This window comes from Kribbella sp. NPDC051137, from assembly GCF_040682535.1.
Lineage (GTDB): Bacteria > Actinomycetota > Actinomycetes > Propionibacteriales > Kribbellaceae > Kribbella > Kribbella karoonensis.
The window spans coordinates 257,538-273,983 of record NZ_JBFBBI010000009.1 but is presented as its reverse complement, the minus strand read 5'-3'; the positions used below and the strand labels follow the sequence as shown (position 1 = coordinate 273,983).

The 16,446-nt window shown below is 66.2% G+C and carries 14 protein-coding genes and 1 pseudogene; 11 read left to right on the top strand and 4 right to left on the bottom strand.

All coding sequences use genetic code 11. The features are described 5' to 3' along the window. Nucleotides 1–349 precede the first annotated feature (349 nt). Nucleotides 350–793, bottom strand: a pseudogene (locus tag AB0M51_RS41215) (transposase family protein); the annotation flags it as partial. A gap of 46 nt (nucleotides 794–839) precedes the next feature. Here AB0M51_RS41215 and AB0M51_RS41210 point away from each other — a divergent pair. The 7 genes from AB0M51_RS41210 to AB0M51_RS41180 all read left to right on the top strand — a co-directional run bounded on the left by AB0M51_RS41210 (nucleotide 840) and on the right by AB0M51_RS41180 (nucleotide 6,947). Beyond that, the gene (locus AB0M51_RS41210) at nucleotides 840–1,175 is read left to right on the top strand and encodes a hypothetical protein (protein ID WP_363754230.1); all 336 of its coding nucleotides are present in this window, start codon (nucleotides 840–842) and stop codon (nucleotides 1,173–1,175) included. 1,783 nt (nucleotides 1,176–2,958) lie between these two features. Further along, nucleotides 2,959–3,387, top strand: coding sequence for an SUKH-3 domain-containing protein (locus AB0M51_RS41205; protein WP_363754227.1), 429 nt, complete (start codon nucleotides 2,959–2,961; stop codon nucleotides 3,385–3,387). Between the two features lie 386 nt (nucleotides 3,388–3,773). Further along, on the top strand, nucleotides 3,774–4,064 hold the full coding sequence (locus AB0M51_RS41200) for a hypothetical protein (protein WP_363754224.1): 291 nt from the start codon (nucleotides 3,774–3,776) through the stop codon (nucleotides 4,062–4,064). Continuing rightward, on the top strand, nucleotides 3,991–5,046 hold the full coding sequence (locus tag AB0M51_RS41195; protein ID WP_363754274.1) for an RHS repeat-associated core domain-containing protein: 1,056 nt from the start codon (nucleotides 3,991–3,993) through the stop codon (nucleotides 5,044–5,046). Before AB0M51_RS41200 ends, AB0M51_RS41195 begins: the two co-directional genes overlap by 74 nt. A 2-nt stretch (nucleotides 5,047–5,048) precedes the next feature. Next, on the top strand, nucleotides 5,049–5,342 hold the full coding sequence (locus AB0M51_RS41190) for a barstar family protein (protein ID WP_363754221.1): 294 nt from the start codon (nucleotides 5,049–5,051) through the stop codon (nucleotides 5,340–5,342). A 34-nt stretch (nucleotides 5,343–5,376) separates the two neighbouring features. Continuing rightward, nucleotides 5,377–5,886: a hypothetical protein gene (locus AB0M51_RS41185; RefSeq protein ID WP_363754218.1), complete on the top strand. Its 510-nt coding sequence runs from the start codon at nucleotides 5,377–5,379 to the stop codon at nucleotides 5,884–5,886. Between the two features lie 320 nt (nucleotides 5,887–6,206). Then, nucleotides 6,207–6,947, top strand: coding sequence for a hypothetical protein (locus tag AB0M51_RS41180; RefSeq protein ID WP_363754215.1), 741 nt, complete (start codon nucleotides 6,207–6,209; stop codon nucleotides 6,945–6,947). Here the strand turns inward: AB0M51_RS41180 and AB0M51_RS41175 are convergent. Further along, a complete protein-coding gene (locus AB0M51_RS41175; protein WP_363754212.1) occupies nucleotides 6,944–9,874 on the bottom strand; it encodes a S8 family peptidase in 2,931 nt (976 codons plus the stop codon). The genes AB0M51_RS41180 and AB0M51_RS41175 overlap by 4 nt on opposite strands. Before the next feature lie 220 nt (nucleotides 9,875–10,094). On the opposite strand from AB0M51_RS41175, the gene AB0M51_RS41170 reads away from it, so the two are divergent. The 3 genes from AB0M51_RS41170 to AB0M51_RS41160 all read left to right on the top strand — a co-directional run bounded on the left by AB0M51_RS41170 (nucleotide 10,095) and on the right by AB0M51_RS41160 (nucleotide 14,405). Beyond that, the gene (locus tag AB0M51_RS41170) at nucleotides 10,095–11,177 is read left to right on the top strand and encodes a chitinase (protein ID WP_363754209.1); all 1,083 of its coding nucleotides are present in this window, start codon (nucleotides 10,095–10,097) and stop codon (nucleotides 11,175–11,177) included. 103 nt (nucleotides 11,178–11,280) lie between these two features. After that, nucleotides 11,281–12,942 carry an FAD-dependent oxidoreductase gene (locus AB0M51_RS41165; RefSeq protein WP_363754206.1) on the top strand — a complete coding sequence of 554 codons (1,662 nt, stop codon included), beginning with the start codon at nucleotides 11,281–11,283 and terminating at the stop codon, nucleotides 12,940–12,942. Beyond that, nucleotides 12,942–14,405, top strand: a complete 1,464-nt coding sequence (locus AB0M51_RS41160; protein ID WP_363754203.1) for an ATP-binding protein — start codon at nucleotides 12,942–12,944, stop codon at nucleotides 14,403–14,405. Before AB0M51_RS41165 ends, AB0M51_RS41160 begins: the two co-directional genes overlap by 1 nt. A gap of 29 nt (nucleotides 14,406–14,434) precedes the next feature. On the opposite strand, the gene AB0M51_RS41155 is transcribed toward AB0M51_RS41160, so the two are convergent. Next, nucleotides 14,435–14,728: a hypothetical protein gene (locus AB0M51_RS41155; protein ID WP_363754200.1), complete on the bottom strand. Its 294-nt coding sequence runs from the start codon at nucleotides 14,726–14,728 to the stop codon at nucleotides 14,435–14,437. 163 nt (nucleotides 14,729–14,891) lie between these two features. Further along, nucleotides 14,892–15,827 (bottom strand): alpha/beta fold hydrolase, encoded by a 936-nt coding sequence (locus AB0M51_RS41150; RefSeq protein WP_363754197.1) that lies wholly within the window; start codon nucleotides 15,825–15,827, stop codon nucleotides 14,892–14,894. Between the two features lie 55 nt (nucleotides 15,828–15,882). On the opposite strand from AB0M51_RS41150, the gene AB0M51_RS41145 reads away from it, so the two are divergent. Then, nucleotides 15,883–16,413: a helix-turn-helix domain-containing protein gene (locus tag AB0M51_RS41145; protein WP_344193412.1), complete on the top strand. Its 531-nt coding sequence runs from the start codon at nucleotides 15,883–15,885 to the stop codon at nucleotides 16,411–16,413. Nucleotides 16,414–16,446 lie beyond the last annotated feature (33 nt).

Here is a 16,446-nt window from a genome sequence, read left to right as displayed (position 1 = left end):
TGGACTGGATTCCCGTCACTGTCAACGATACGGAGCATTCTAGAATGCGGTGAGGCGTGTGTGTTGAGGAGGCGCCGATGATCTGGAGCATCTTGGCGTTCGTATTTCGCGAGGTCTCATTGTGGCGTAACTGGTCAGGTGGTCAGCGAAATGTAAGTTGGCTACCCGCACCTCAGTAATCACGCCGCGGCGACCTGACCAGTTACCATTGATCAAGTTTCATCAACCAGACTTGGCGCACCTTCATACAGTTGGCCTGGCGAGGCCCCCTTATGTCACCCAGGGCGAACCTTTCCAGGTTCCGATCAACAGTCCCGGTCTCTTCGGTCCTAACGGCAGCGAGGTTTTCTCACCGGGCTGGGCATTGAAGGTGTAGGAGAACGAGGGCGGCGGCGGTGATGGGGCCGATTCGCCAGGGGTCGAGGGTGATGCGTTCGAGTGCTTTCCAGGTGCGTTTCAGTAGGGCGTTGGCGCGTTCGGCGGGTGCGCGGAGTGGGTTGATCATCGTGTTGCGGGTCTGGTTGTCGGAGGCGAGGTTGCGGCCCTTGGTGGGGACGATGATGCCGATGCCGGCGCCCTCGTAGCCCTTGTCGGTCAGGGTGGGCAGACCGCAGGCGGCGGCTGAGTACAGGGCGGGCAGGGCATGTTCGCGGGCGGCGGTGATGTCGTGGGTCGAGCCGGGCTCGACCTCGCTGACCCATTCGGGATAGCCGGTCGGGCTGGTCAGGACCTGGATGTTTCCGCCGTGGCGTTTGTGCTTTCCGGAGTACCACAGGTCATGCCCGGCTTCGGACGACCCGCATGGTTGGCGCTCCACGCTCACGAAACCGAACGGGAACGTGGCGACGTACACGTATCACGAGGACGGTCTGCAGCGGATCCTGTCCGAGAAGACCAGCGCCGGGAAGCTGGTCTCGTCGCACTCGCTGTTCTACACCCCTGACGGCGACCGTTCCGTCGATGTCGAGAAGGTGCTGAAGGCGGGCAGTTCGGACTATCTGGACCAGGCTTCGACCTACACCTACACCCCGGCCCGTCAGCTCGCCGCGGTCACGAAGTCTGGTGTGGACAAGGGCGACAGCGAGGCCTATGAGTACGACGCGGCCGGCAACACGACCAAGCAGACCATCGGCGCCACCGCCTCGGCGATGATGCGCACCACGTCTTGCCCGTAGAGTTCAGTCAGGACTTCGCCCGTCTGGGCATCGACGCTAACGCGCCCAAGTTCGGCACGTGGGTGCCGAGGATCGAGCACCAAGGATGGAGCGCCGAGGACGCTGAGGATTGGGGTGCCTTCTTGCGCGGCTCGCCCAACGAGGCCCAGGTCCTGGACTTCGGTCGCATGATGGGCGGAAAGTACGGTTTCGATGTCCACTACTGAGCTGGCAGGTCCCGAAGTTGCGCGCCTCGATGTCAAGGATCCGCGCTGGGCTCGAGTGGATCTAGGTGACCTGGGAGGAACATATCCGCGCCTCATGCTGGCGGCGCAAGCCGGAGTTGCGAATCTCCATGGGGTGGCAGATGCGGGCAAGATTGGGGACCTGGTCCCCACCTACTGGGCTGCGCTCTTCTTAGTGAGTCCTGCATTTGTGGCCGTGCTGTCGCGGGCCGGGCTTACTGGCTGGTCCGTCACGTCCGTGACGTCACTGGCAATCCGGCAGCCATAAACCTTTCCCTCCTCCAGGTCATTGGACGATGCGGCGCACCGCGATCGCTGGGCGTGGGGTCGGAACTCGATCCTCAAGGCTGGGACGGTTCCGACCTGTTCATCGTGGCTGGCGACTCGACGGTCTACCTGTCCCCGCTCGCACGCAACGTTCTGGTGGCGGCGCAGCTTCGTAACGTCGAAGCTGAGAGCGCGGGCTTTGTGGCGCCTGATTGATAGCTTGCGTTCGGCCCCGACACCCTCAGAAATGGAAACCATTCAGGTGGACCGTGGCGTGACTGATGTGGCTGGTGTGATCGTGTCGGCCTGACCAGGACGTGCAGTCGTACAGGGTAGTGACGTTCTCCCGGGAGCGTAGCGGCATCGACAATAGGGATCGAGATGCCTGAGAAGCCTAAGAAGTGCGACCGGGAGTTCCGTGAGGGAGCGGTCCGGATCGTCGAAGAGGCGGGAATCCGGTCGCGCAGGTCGCCAGGGACCTGGGTGTGGTCGCCGTGACGCTGGGGGAACTGGGTCAACCGGGCCCGGGCCGAGCGGGAGGGCCGCAGTGAGCTGAGCAAGGACGATGCCCTCGACCTGAGCAAGTCGCCGCTGACAGATGTCGATCCAGCCGCACTCCTGGCCCGAGTCCAAGGGGTCACGAGTAACATCTCCGACATCATCATTCTTGGAGGCTGATCGTGGCGAAGTTCTCGTGCGTCTGCGGTCATGTGCTGTCGACGAGCGGGTCAATTCCGAATCCAGATGAGTGGCGATGTCTTTCTGACGCCGACTTCGATGCGTTCGAAGGATTGGTCGATGCCGAGGATCTGTACACGGAGTCGACGATCATGTACCGCTGCCCGGCTAGCGGCCACCTGTGGTTCTTCTGGAATGGCATCGCTGAACCACCTGCCCTCTACGCACCCACGCCTCTGCCGAACGGCTGGGCTTCCCCTCGAGGCTTGGAGGCGCCGTCTTGGCCCGAACGCCGGACGCGCTGAGATGTCCCGCTGCCATGCGTGCGTTGCTCTTGGAGAAGGCCGGGGTCTCAGGGACCGGTCAGAGACAATTGTGGACGAGAACCTGCCACAGGTTCTGGCAACGGGATTCGTGCCCAATCCCTCGCTGGAGCATCGGCTGGCGAACAATTGTGCCGAAGTTGCGGCTTGTGTGCGACAACTCGAAGGCGTTGCCGATCCTGCTGCAGAGGCCGCTATCATTGACCGGCTAGTGTTCTACACTGTGCATACCAGGACTGGTGACTACTTCCCGCCGTGCGAGAATTGCGCACCCTGGGTGCCAGGCCAGTGATGGGGGCGAAGGACTTGCTGCGTCGAGCTGGCTGGCGTCCAGGTCGGCATGTAGACGTCGACAGCATGATTGGTGAGTTGGAATCGGCGGGCCATGTGCTGGTGCCTCCGGCCAGGAATTTCCTGAGCGAGTTCTCGGGGCTGACGATCCATTCTGAGGACGGCCGTAAGAGCGTGCGGATAGACGGCCACGACGCTGCTCGGCGTGCGGACGTAGGTTGGTGTCTTGCTTACGCTGAGGGCATTGGGCGATCAGTTACGCCGGCCGGTGAGTACTCGCACATGACCCTCATGATCGACGAAGCGGGGGTCTTCTGGGGTGGCTATGACGATCTCTATGGCTTGATGGGCGACGACATCATCGATCTTGTTGATGAACTTCTCATCGGTCCCGCTTTGCGGCAACTGGATCGCGAGGTCAGCAACTGACGCCTTGGCTCCTACCCATTTGAGTGCGCTGACCGGCGAGGAGCCAGATGACTCCAACGAGGCATCGCCCGAGAAGTTGCGAATCCGTCTGGCAGGTGCGCCGCCATCGTGACGAAGTTGACCAGATCGTGGCCGGTAAGCGCCAAGACGGTGACGGGATCCGCCGTCACCGCAAGCCCGCGGCTACAACCAGCTCGGCCAGTAAGTCGATCGCACCCGGACCGTGCCCGGCGACGACGCCAAGCGCACCCCAGGCCTTGGGCGATTACTCCGACGGCGCACTGCAGGACCAAAGCCGCCTACAATCTCGACCGTCGGCCGACCGCGTAAGTTCTCAGTCCGAAAAGGTCGGCACCGCAGCCTCGGTCACGACCAGGTACACGTTCGTGGGTCTGGCGAACCAGCTGACGGCCGAGGAGGAGAAGGACAGCACCAGGACCTGGAAGACGTCGAGGTCGTATGCGTACGGCGCGTCCGGCGAGAACTTGTCGCTGGTCGATGCTCCGGTGAACGGTTCGACGTCGAAGAAGACGTTCTACGGCACCAACCCGCACGGCGACGTCGAAACGTTGACGGACTCGTCAGGGTCGACCGCGTCGACCTATCGGTATACCGCGTACGGGCAGCCCGACAGGACCCGGCACCACCGGCGACGACAAGATCACCGGCACCGCTAGCGACGATGCCGACATCGTCAACCCGTACCGGTTCAACTCCGCCCGCTTCGACGGCGCGACCGGCACCTACGACATGGGGTTCCGGGAGTACAACCCCGGCCTGAACCGGTTCCTCACCCGCGACATGTTCAACGGCGCCCTGTCCGACCTCGGGCTGGGGACCGATCCGTGGAACGCGAACCGGTACATGTTCGGCGGCGGCAACCCGATCAGCCGCATTGAACTCAACGGCCACTACGCCATCGACTCGATGGCTGACCGGCACAATCCCACTCCACCCACCATTGCCTCACCGACCACGACCGACCCGACGCCCCCACCCGCGGCGAGCAGCACGACTGGACAGACCACACAGTCGGAACCTGTGGCCCGTCCCAACCCGGACCGGTTCTTCGAAATGGCCGGTTGCAACGGCGGACCCGGCTGCGTCATGCCCGAGGGCTTCGTCGGCAAATACGGGCCATACCGTCATCCCGGAAGCGGCTGGGAGATCCTCGACCTCCTGATGTTCGTGCCCATTCCTGGAGCTGCCGGTGTATCTCGCGTCGGGAGAGGGATCGTAGCCACCGTAGATGCGTGGCGAGCATCAAGAGCAGCGAACGCGGCTTTGGCGGCCAAGCTCTCGGAAGATCTGGCAGTGGCGCAGTTGGCCAATCCGTTGATGGAGAGCCTCAGGGTTACGGGGAAGCTACCTGCGAACTACGTAACCAAGGAGCAGGCGGCCGCCGCCGGCTGGGAACCTGGAAAGGCGCTTGGCAACTACGTTTCAGGCGGTCAACTTGGGGGTGACGTGTTCAGGGACCCGGCAGCTATCGGACTCCCCACTGCTGCAGGCCGCACCTGCTACGAAGCTGACCTTGGCCTATCGAACGCAATGCGCAGGGCGAAGCAGCCTGGGACTCGTCTACTCTATTCGAACGATGGACTGGCGTATGTCACTCCTGATCACCATGAGCGGCTGTATCAACTTCCGGGCTGGTGACTATGGGCACAGTTCTGATCGATGGGCGCGATGTGTTTTCCGAGCGCGACCTTCACAGAATCCTCGAGCGACAGTTGGAATTCGGTGATTACTACGGAAGAAATCTTGCCGCGCTGCGCGACCGACTGCTGGCCGACGTGCCGCGTCCTGTGAGATTGGTCTGGACAAATTCTGCGGTCAGTAGATCACGACTAGGGGAAGAGTTGTTCGCGAGGATCAAAGCGGTGTTGGAAGAGGTCGTTCAACAGGACATTGACCTTGGATGGGAAGACCGTTTCGAATTTCTATTGGAGTAGCCGCCGAACATGGCATTGAGCCTTACCTAGTCCCGTGCGACGAGACGAATCAACCTCAAGCTACTCGCTGTTCGACACCCCAGACGGCGACCGCTCCCTCGACGTCGAGAAGGTGCTGAAGGCGGGGAGCTCGGACTATCTGGATCAGGCCTCGACCTACAGCTACACCCCGGCCCGGCAGTTCGCAGCCGTCACGAAGTCGGGTGTCGACAAGGGCGACAACGAGGCCTACGAGTACGACGCGGCCGGCAACACCACCAAGCAGACCATCGGCGCGACCGTGTCGACGATGACCTACGACCGCAACCGCCTCGGCAAAACGGTCACCGGGTCGACAACAGTGAACCAGTGCTACGACGTGTTCGGGCGGACGACCACGTCGGATGTCGGCTTGCAGGTGGTGGAGCAGAACGCCTACGACGGCTACGACCGCCTCACCCGCCAACAAAGGTTCGACACCACCGGCAACCCGACCTACACCCGCAACCAGACCTACGACCCCTTCGACCGCATGGTCTGCCGGGCGTTCTCGCCGATTCCGTAGCCGGGGGTGAACCCGATTCCGGGGTCGGGCAGCGCGGCGATCGCCAGGTCCAGCACCGCAACGCGTCTCCACCATCGGCGATCGTTACCGCCAGATCAGCCAGCGCCTGCCCCGGCGCATGCCTGGGCGGCGGAGAGTACGTGTCGATCAGCGCCGCGGTCCAGCCCTCGAGCAGCCCTCCACCATCGCGTATCGGGTGTGGTTCCCGGGGGATGCTGATCATGGGCAGGCGTTCACTGTGAACAAGATCCTGACGATCGGTTGAGGCGCGTTTGAGACAGTGGGTGGGGTACTTACTTCACGCGGTTTAGTGTGCGGGGGTGAGGGATCCGCTGGATGAGCTTGACGAGCAGGTGGTGCGGCTTCGGGGGGTTGTGGAGGAGTTGCGGGCGGCTCGGGGGAAGCCGGTGCTGGACGGGAATCAGGTTGAGTTGATCGAGGACGGGCCGACGTTGCTGGCGGCGTACGAGGAGATGCAGCGGAGTTGCCGGGAGCAGATCCGGGCGCTGGATCGCGGTCCGTACTCGGCGCCGCCGGCGTCGCAGCAGGAGCTCGAGTTGGAGCGGTTGCGGGACGGGCTGGCGTACCGGGCGATCTACGGGTTCGAGGTGTTCGAGTCCGACGAGGTGATGGCGGTGCTGCCGGAGCTTCGGGCGGCGGGGGAGCACAGCCGGGTGCTGCCCCAGATGCCGATGAAGATGGTGCTCGGGGACGACAACATGGCGCTGGTCGCGTTGACCAAGCGGGCGCCGGCGGAGTGTCATCTGCTGATCCGGTCGACCGGGTTGCTCGACGGGCTGATTGCGACGTTCGAGATGTTGTGGGGGCTTGCGGTGCCGATGCCCGAGCTCGAGGCCGACGGTGGCGTGGCGGAGCTGCGGGCGCCGGACCGGGACGTGATGATGCTGCTGGCGGGCGGCGCCACGGACGACATGATCAGCCGGCGGTTGCGGATCAGTCCGCGGACGACACAGCGCCGGGTCCGCGCGCTGATGGATGCTCTCGGCGCGCAGACCCGGTTCCAGGCGGGCGTTCAAGCTGCCCGCCGCCGCTGGATCTAGTTGATCGTCACCACCGTCCCGGCCCGGTTCGGGAACTCGATGAACCCGGTGGACCGCTTGTCGGTCGGCAGGCCCGACCACGAGGCCGTGACCTGGAACGGCTTGAATGCGCCCGGTGCCGACGACGGTGTCACCTTGAGCGAGCTACCGCCGGTCACGACGTTCGTCTGCATCGTGTACTGCGTCGTGCTGGCGCCAGGCGGGTTCGACAAGGTGATGGCGAGTACGCCCCACACGCCAGGTGTCGGTGCGGCCAGGCTGGCCGAGGCCTGGTTCGAGCCGTCGCCTACGAACGACAGGGCCTGCATCTGACCGTTCACGACCTTGTAGAGCACCAGCCAGATGCTCCCGGCCGGGTCGACGGTCTTGATGTTCCACTGCACTGCCTTGGTCTGTGAGGTCACCGTGACCGGGTAGTCGGGCAGGTCCGCGTCCGCAGCGCCGGCCGGGACCGCGCCGGCTACCGACGGGGCCGACACGACGCCGTACGCCCGGATCGGTACGCCGGCCTTGCCAACGGTGGCGGTGAATGACGTGGAGCCGGAGGCGCCTGTGCCGGTCACCGCGGTCGGGGCGAGCACAGAGGTCGGTACGGCGACGATCGGGCTGCGTACGGTCTTGCCGGCGCCCTGCCAGGTCAGCCAGCCGTTGGTGGTCGTACCGGAGTCGCCGGTGTCCAGAGTGAGCTTCACCGTGAACGACTTGGTCTCACCGGCCTTGCTGAAGTTCAGGATCGACGGGGTGACCACGGCCTTCATGCCGGGCACAGAAACCGTCGCCCGGTACAGCCCCGGGGTCACGGCGGTCACGCGGCGCGTGATGGTCTGCGTGCCCAGCAGTTGCCCCACAGAGATCGACGGGGCGTTGTAGTCGCTCGGGTTGATGGCAGGTACGCCGGTCCCGGTCTTGACGCCCGTACCCTCGAGGTAGCCCAGCCAGTCCGTGTCGCAGGAGTCGTAGACGAGACCCGGGTCCAGCATCTTCGACGGCTGCACCTCACCGGCGCCCGCGTCGAACGGGTTGGTGTCAACAGCCCCAGTAGAGGTCAGTACGTCGCCCGCGGTCGTCATCAGCGCTGACTTGACCGCCATCGGCGACCAGTCCGGGTGCTTGGACAGGTAGAGCGCAGCCAGACCGGCCACGTGCGGTGCAGCCATCGATGTACCGGAGAGGAACGCGTAGCTCTGGCCCCCGTTGGTCGGCGGTGCTACGGCCGCCAGCACGTTCACACCCGGTGCGGCGAGGTCAGGCTTCAGCAGGTTGCCCTTGCTCGACAGAGACGGGCCGCGCGACGAGAAGTCGGCCATTTGCGGGTACGGCGTCGTCGTACTGGTCGTGTTGCCCGGTACGAGCTCTGCCGTCGCTCCGGACTGCGCCGCGTACGAACGGACCGACAACGCGCCCGGCGTGTTCAGGTGCACCGTTGGTACGGCGTGGGAGTCGCCGACCACGTCCTGGTCGAAGAGGTTGAGCAACACCATGCCGACGCCGCCTGCCCGCTGTACTTCGGCGGACTTGTCGACACGGGCGCTGACACCGCGGTCACACGCCACGATCTTGCCGGCTGTCTTCGCGGGATCCAGCGTGTTCGCCAGACAGATCAGTGCGTCCGCGTCGCTGGCGCCTGCGTTCTTGACGGCAGTCCCAGTGACAAGGGGCTTGCTGCCGGTGGCGGTCGCCACGGTAGTACTGACACCGGCGTACTTCTGACCGTTGCCCAGTACGACGGTCCCGTTCCACGGCGCGACCGTGCTGGCGCCGACAGTGGTCACCCACGGGGACGTGTTGTCGAGGGTCGACGCGTCCGGGCCGGAGTTGCCGCCGGCAGCGGAGACGAAGACACCGGCCGAGGCGGCCGACAGGAACGCCAGTTGGATCGGGTCAGTGGCGGGGGACTCGATCGTGGAGCCGACCGAGTAGTTGATGACGTCGACGCCGTCGGCCACTGCCTGGTCGATCGCGGAGACGATGTCCGAGGTGAGACCGCCGGAGTCGTTGGCGTTCTTGCCCGACCACAGTGCCTTGTAGACAGCGATCTTGGCCGCAGGGGCCACACCGGTCACCGTGCCGAGGTCGCGGCCGCCCAGTTTGACGTCTACGTCGGCCTTGCCGGCTGCCGTCGTCGCGGTGTGCGTTCCGTGGCCCTCACCGTCCCGCGGCGACACGTAGTCGGCTCGGCGGTCCGGCGGGATCAGGCTGAGCCAGCCGTCGCCGAAGTACTTCGCGCTGATCAGCTTGGTGTTGCACAGATCGGCGGTGAAGTCCTGCCCGGTCTCACAGCTGCCCGTGAAGGTGCTGCCGTCGGCCTTCTCCATCACAGTCGTCGAACCAGAGAGGTACGGGCGGTACGGGTCGGCTGAGGTCGGCGGTTCGGTGCCGAGCTTGGGAGCGGACAGGGAGTCGCTCTCGGGCCAGATGCCCGTGTCGACCACTCCTACGACGACGCCCTTGCCCGCGTTCGCCGTACCGCCGAGCTTGTTCCAGACACCGCTTGCTCCGGAGAGCTTGAGGAAGTCGGTGGGGTTGCGGTCGTCCAGGGCGTGGTGCAACTGGTCAGGAACGACAGAAACGACTCCAGGCGTCTTGCTCAGCTCGTTGACCTGCTTAGAGGTCAGCGCGGCCGCAAAACCGTTCAGGGTCACCGAGTAGTCGTGGTCGATCTTCGCTCCGACGGCGGCCGCGACCTGTGCGTGCTTATTGCTCAGGTAGCTGCGGTACGCCTTCCCGTTGCTGATGTCGCGCTGGTGCGTTGCGAGCGGTTTGTCGGCCAGCGTCACGATGTACCGCCCCGGTGCGAAGCCGAAGCGGTTGACGGTAGGCGTGGCGGTGGCCGGCGTTGCCGAGCCTGGTGGAGCCACCAAGGCGGTGGTGATCAGCGCGGCACCCGCAAGCAGTGCGGCGCGCCGGCGCAGGTTGGGATGGTTCACGTGATGCCTCCACGGCATGTAGTCCTGGCCGTGGCTGTCGCCGCGGCCGCCCGCCCCCGAGCCCGGACGCCGAAGAGCCTGCCAACCGATCGCCCCGACTACACGGTTTTGGCTTCAACCAGCCGCTGGCGAGAATCTGCCAGCGGGTATCCGACAGCGTCGGATACCCGCCGTGCCGATGCATTGACCGGGAGTTACGGAACGTCTCTACTTAATGACCATGCGATGGCTTGCGGTGGTTCTCGGGGTGTTGCTCACCGGTGCGGCCCTGCCAGCTCAGGCGGGACCGGAGTCGGCGACGCATGCGTTGATCGGGTACCTGCACGCGAGTTTCGGGAACGGGTCCGGATACGTGCGGATGGCCGACGTACCGGACGAGTGGGACATCATCGACCTGGCTTTCGGGGAGCCGACGAGTCCGACATCGGGGGACATCCGGTTCAACCGCTGTCCGGCGGCCGAGTGCCCGGAGGTGGAAAGCGACGCGGACTTCATCACTGCCATCCGAGCCAAACAGGCGGCCGGGAAGAAGGTGCTGATCTCGATCGGGGGCGCCAACGGGCAGGTGCAGCTCACGACGACGGCGGCCCGGGACACGTTCGTCAGTTCGGTCGGCGCGATCATCGACAAGTACGGGCTGGACGGGCTGGACGTCGACTTCGAGGGGCACTCGCTGTACCTCGACGCCGGCGACACCGACTTCAAGAATCCGACCACCCCCGTGATCGTGAACCTCGTCTCCGCGTTGAAGACGCTGAAGGCGAAGTACGGTGACAAGTTCGTGCTGACGATGGCGCCGGAGACGTTCTTCGTGCAGGTGGGATACCAGTTCTACGGCGGATCCAACGACAACCGCGCCGGGTCGTACCTGCCGGTGATCGACGCGGTGCGGGACTTCCTGACCGTGTTGCACGTCCAGGACTACAACTCAGGGCCCGTGATGGGGCTCGACAACCAGTACCACACCATGGGCGGCGCGGACTTCCACATCGCGATGACCGACATGGTCAAGGCCGGGTTCCCGGTGGCGAACACCGGCCGGACGTTTCCGGGACTGCGCGACGACCAGATCGGCTTCGGGCTCCCGGCGGCGGTCAGCGCGGGCAACGGCTACACCGCCCCGGCAGCCGTGCACGAGGCGCTCGACTGCCTGGTGAAGGGCCAGAACTGCGGCGGCTACAGCCTCCGCGGCGGTCCTTCGCCCGGGTTCCGCGGCCTGATGACGTGGTCGATCAACTGGGACCACTACTACGACTGGGAGTTCCGGAACAGCCACGCGCCGTACCTCGATTCCCTGCCGTAACAGGCCCGCCCGACCCGGCCCGGTCCGTAGCCGCCCGCGGACCGGGCCGTGGCCTGTGGATTACCGCTCCTGGTTTGTGGGTTGTCGCTGGTATGAAGGAGGCATGACAGCGTCAACGACCCGCTCGGTGATCCTCACCGTGGACGACGATCCCGGCGTTTCCCGGTCGATAGCCCGTGACCTCCGCCGCCGGTACGGCGAGGACAACCGCATCGTCCGGGCGGAGAGCCCGGCGCAGGCGCTCGACGCGCTGAAGGAACTGAAGCTCCGCGGCGAGCCGGTCGCGCTGCTGCTGGCCGACTACCGGATGCCGCAGATGTCCGGCATCGAGTTCCTCGAGGCCGCGATGGACCTGTTCCCGCTGGCCCGCCGGGTGCTGCTGACGGCGTACGCCGACACCGACGCCGCGATCCAGGCGATCAACGTCGTCGACCTGGACCACTACCTGCTGAAGCCGTGGAACCCGCCGGAGGAGAAGCTGTATCCGGTGGTCGACGCGATGCTCGACCTGTGGAGGGCGACCCCGGAGCCGTCCGGCGACGAGACCCGGGTGATCGGCCACCGCTGGTCGGCGCCGTCGTTCGCTGCCCGCGACTTCCTCGCCCGGAACGCCGTGCCGTACCGCTGGCTGAACGTCGACGACGAAGAGGCCAGGCGACTTCTCGACGCTGCCGAGGTCGACGGTACGACGCTGCCGGTCGTGATCACGCCCGACGCAACGGTGATGGTCGCGCCGTCCGAGGCCGAGCTGGCCCAACACGTCGGCCTGACCACAGCGCCCGCGCAGGACTTCTACGACCTGGTCGTGGTCGGCGGCGGCCCGGCCGGGCTCGGGGCCGCGGTGTACGGCGCCAGCGAAGGGCTCCGGACCGTCCTCGTCGAGCAACTGGCGACCGGCGGCCAGGCCGGACAGTCGAGCCGTATCGAGAACTACCTGGGCTTCCCGGACGGCGTGTCCGGCGCGCAGCTCACCGACCGGGCGCGCCGGCAGGCGGTCCGGTTCGGGGCCGAGCTGCTGACGACCCGGCAGGTGGTCGGGCTGGAGACGCTCGGGAACGCCCGCCGGCTCCGGTTCGCGGACGGCAGCGAGATCTCGGCGCATTCGGTGATCCTGGCGACCGGTGTCTCGTACCGGACCCTCCAGGCCCCCGGCGTCGACGATCTCTGCGGCCGCGGCATCTACTACGGCTCGGCCACCACTGAGGGGCCGGCCTGCGCCGGGTCGGAGGTCTACATCATCGGCGGCGCGAACTCGGCCGGTCAGGCCGCGGTCTATTTCTCGAGGCATGCGAAACGCGTGCATATGCTGGTGAGAGGACCATCGCTCACCGCGACGATGTCGTCGTACCTCATCGACCAGATCGATGCGATCGACAACATCGAGGTGCACACCTGCACGCAGGTCGTTTCCTGTATGGGCTCGGAGCACCTGGAACATCTCACCCTGCTGAACAGCGAGACCGGGGAGAAGCGCGAGGTGGACACGGAGTGGATGTTCGTGTTCATCGGCGCGGCGCCGCGGACCGACTGGCTGCCCGGTGACCTGCTCCGCGACGAGCGCGGCTTCGTGCTCACCGGCCCCGACCTGCACGGCAGACCGCCGGGCTGGGTGCTGGACCGGGAGCCGTACCACCTCGAGACGAGCATGCCGGGCGTGTTCGCCGCGGGCGACGTCCGGGCCGAGTCGGTGAAGCGGGTCGCCTCCGCGGTCGGCGACGGAGCGATGGCCGTGACACTGGTGCACCGATACCTGGAGATGCTCTGATGACCGATCAGACCGAGCCGCGGCGACTGAGCCCGGACGAGCTGCGCACGCTGTTCCTCTTCGAGAGCCTCACCGACGAGCAGCTCGGCTGGCTCTCCGAGGCGGGGTACGTCGAGGAGGTGCACGACGGGATCGTCTTCAACGAGGGCGACGAGGCGACCTGCTGCTACGTCCTGCTCAGCGGTGAGATCCGGCTCTGCAAGCTCTCGCACGGCGAGCTGGTCGAGATCAACCGGACCGGCCAGCGCGGGGTCTACTCCGGTGCGTTCAACGCGTTCTTCGGTGCCAACGACCACAAGTCGTACACGGCGACGATGCAGGTGACGCAGCCGTCGGAGTTCTTCGTGATCAGCGCCGAGACGATGGCGACGATGATGAACACCTGGTTCCCGATGGCGGTGCACCTGATCGAGGGCTTCGTGATGGGGATGCGGCGTACCAACGAGACGCTCGGGGAACGCGAACGGCTGCTCGCCCTCGGCTCGTTGTCCGCGGGCCTCACCCACGAGCTGAACAACCCTGCGGCCGCGGCGGTCCGGGCCGCGGCGACCCTGCGGCAGCGGGTCTCCGGGATGCGGTCGAAGCTGGCGATGCTCGCGGACGGGACGCTCGACGCGACCAAGCTGCACCAGATCGTCGCGCTCCAGGACGACGCGGTCGAGCGGCTGGAGAAGAACAAGGACAAGGACGTCCCGCCGCTGGAGCTGTCCGATCGCGAGGACACGCTCACCGACTGGCTGGACGACCACGACGTGCAGGCGAGCTGGGACGTCGCGCCGGTGCTGGCACAGGCCGGCCTCGACGTGCCGTGGATGGAGGAGGTGCTGACGGCGGTCGGCCCGAAGTACCTCGAAGGTGCCGTCCGGTGGCTGATGTACACGATCGACACCGAGTCGTTGATGAACGAGATCGACGACTCGGTCACCCGGATCTCCACGCTCGTCGGCGCCGCCAAGCAGTACTCGCAGATCGACCGGGCGCCGTACCAGACCGTGGATCTGCGCGAGCTGCTCAAGTCGACGCTGGTGATGATGTCGGGCAAGCTCCAGGGGTACCAGATCGTCAAGGAGTTCGACCCGGAGCTGCCGGCGATCCCGGCGTACGCCGCGGAGCTCAACCAGGTGTGGACGAACATCATCGACAACGCGGTCAGCGCGATGGGCGGCTCCGGGACGCTGACGCTGCGGACCCGGCGGGACGGCGCGTACGCCGTGGTCGAGATCGGCGACACCGGACCCGGCATCCCGGAGGAGATCCGGCGGCGGATCTTCGAGCCGTTCTTCACCACGAAGCCGATCGGCGAGGGGACCGGGCTCGGCCTGGACATCTCCTGGCGGATCGTGGTCAAGAAGCACCACGGCGACCTCCGGGTGGAGTCCGAGCCGGGCCGCACGGTCTTCAAGATCGTGCTCCCGCTCGAGCCCGAACGCGAACTGGAGTCCGACCCGGCGCTGCTGTCGTAGAGCGGGCCCGGATCCGGGTTCCGTCGTGGTCACGTCAACGCAGCGATGACCCCGGCCACGACGTTCATCCCGATCATGCCGGCGCCGACCGCGACGCCGACCAGTGCCGGTGTCTGGCCTTCGCGGTTGCCTTGGCGGACCGCCTGGAGCCCGTACGCGACCGCGAAGATTCCCGGGATCACGAAGATCAGCAGGGCGGGGCCGGCCGCGGCGACAGTTGCCCAGAGCGGAGCGCCCTGGTCGGAATACCCGTACCACGACAGCAGACCTTCACCGACGACGAACGCGGCCACGAAGCTGAGCGGGTAGAAAGCCAGAGCCACCCACGCGCGCACCGTTGCGGAGTGACCGGGCTGCGTCGTTCTGCGCCGGTCCTGGGGCGGGGCTGTCAGTCGTCCGGACATCGGAACCACCTCCACCACCAACGTGTGTCGGGCACTTCGCATCCAGCATGGCTGTAGGTCCCAACCTGTCCGGGACCTACGCTCAGCTCTCCGGATCAAGCCGTCCGGCGTGCTCGGCCAGCCAGGCCGTGATCGCGGCGACGGCCTCCGGGTCGACGTGCTGGGCGACCGAGTAGTCGGCCATCGTGGACGGACCCGTGCCGGCGAAGAAGGAGTGGTTGTCGGCGGCGAGGACCGTGATGGTCGCGTCGGGGAGGCCTTCGCGCCAGGCGGGGAGGTCGTCGGCGACGGTGATCTGGTAGTCGCGACCGCCTTGCAGGACGAGGATCGGTACGTCGAGTTTCGCGGCCGTCGCGACCGGGTCGTAATCGCGCTGATCCAGCCAGAACGACGCCGGCATACCGAAGGGAAGGTCCGACGACGGAGTGTTCGCGGTGACGGTGTCGGCCGCGAGCGCCTGGCGTTCGAAGACTGCGATGGTCTCCGGCGGCACTGCCTCGGGGCTCGACGACGCCAGGTAGCGCATCACGCGAACGGCGGCGTACTGCATCGGCTGGGTGTCGCCGGCCATGATCACGACGCCCGCCACCAGCGGTTCCTCGGTGGCGATCTTCGGGGCGATCTTGCCGCCCATGCTGTGCCCGACGAGGAAGACCCGGTCGACGTGTTCGGCGAGCAGCCGTACGGCGGCGGTCCCGTGCGGGACGTACTCCGACGTCATCGTGTAGCCGGGTGCCGCCATCGCCTCGGGGCGGTTCGCGGTGACCTTGTCGAAGCGCAGTACCGCGATGCCCTGCGTCGCCAGGCCCCACGCGAGATCCTTCAGCGGCTTGTTCGGTCCGCTGGTCTCGTCGCGGTCCCACGGACCCCCGCCGGTCAGCAGGACGACACCGCGGCCGGTTGGCTCCTTGGGCAGCGTCAGCGTGCCGGGAACAGTGCGGCCGTCGGCGTCCAGGGTGATGTCGCGTTCGGTGAAGGCGGCCGGATCGGCGTACGGCGGGGGAGTCCAGGCGGTCATCGTTCTACCTTTCTCATCGTTTGAGAAAGGTAACACGACGTGAGATCGTTGCGCCATGGGTCCGTTGGAACTGCTGGGGCATCCGGTGCGGTTGCGGATCGTGCATGCGTTGCGCGGCGGCCGGGAGCTGACGACCGGCGAGCTCGGTGAGCGGATCGCGGACGTGTCGAAGGCGACGTTGTATCGGCATGTCGAGCTGCTCGCCGAGGGCGGGATCCTCGAGGTCGCGGAGGAACGGCGGGTCCGGGGCGCGGTCGAGCGACGGTTCCGGCTCCAGGCCGACCGGGCGTCGATCACGCCGGAGGAACTGGAGCAGTTGACGGTCGAGGACCACCGGCGCGGGTTCGCGACGGCGATGGCCGCGCTGCTGGCGGAGTTCACGGCGTACACCGAACGCGACGGAGCGGACCCGATCGCGGACCTGGTCGGCTATCGCCAGCACGGCATCTGGCTCACCCAGGCCGAACTCCACCAGCTGATCGAGGGCCTGCGCGCCGCGATCCTCCCGGTGCTGTCGAACGAGGCGACACCGGATCGCGCCCGTTATCTCCTCAGCCCGATCCTGTTTCCCGCGGAGGATCAGTAGAGCGGCGCTTCCGGGCGGACGATCAGCCGGCTG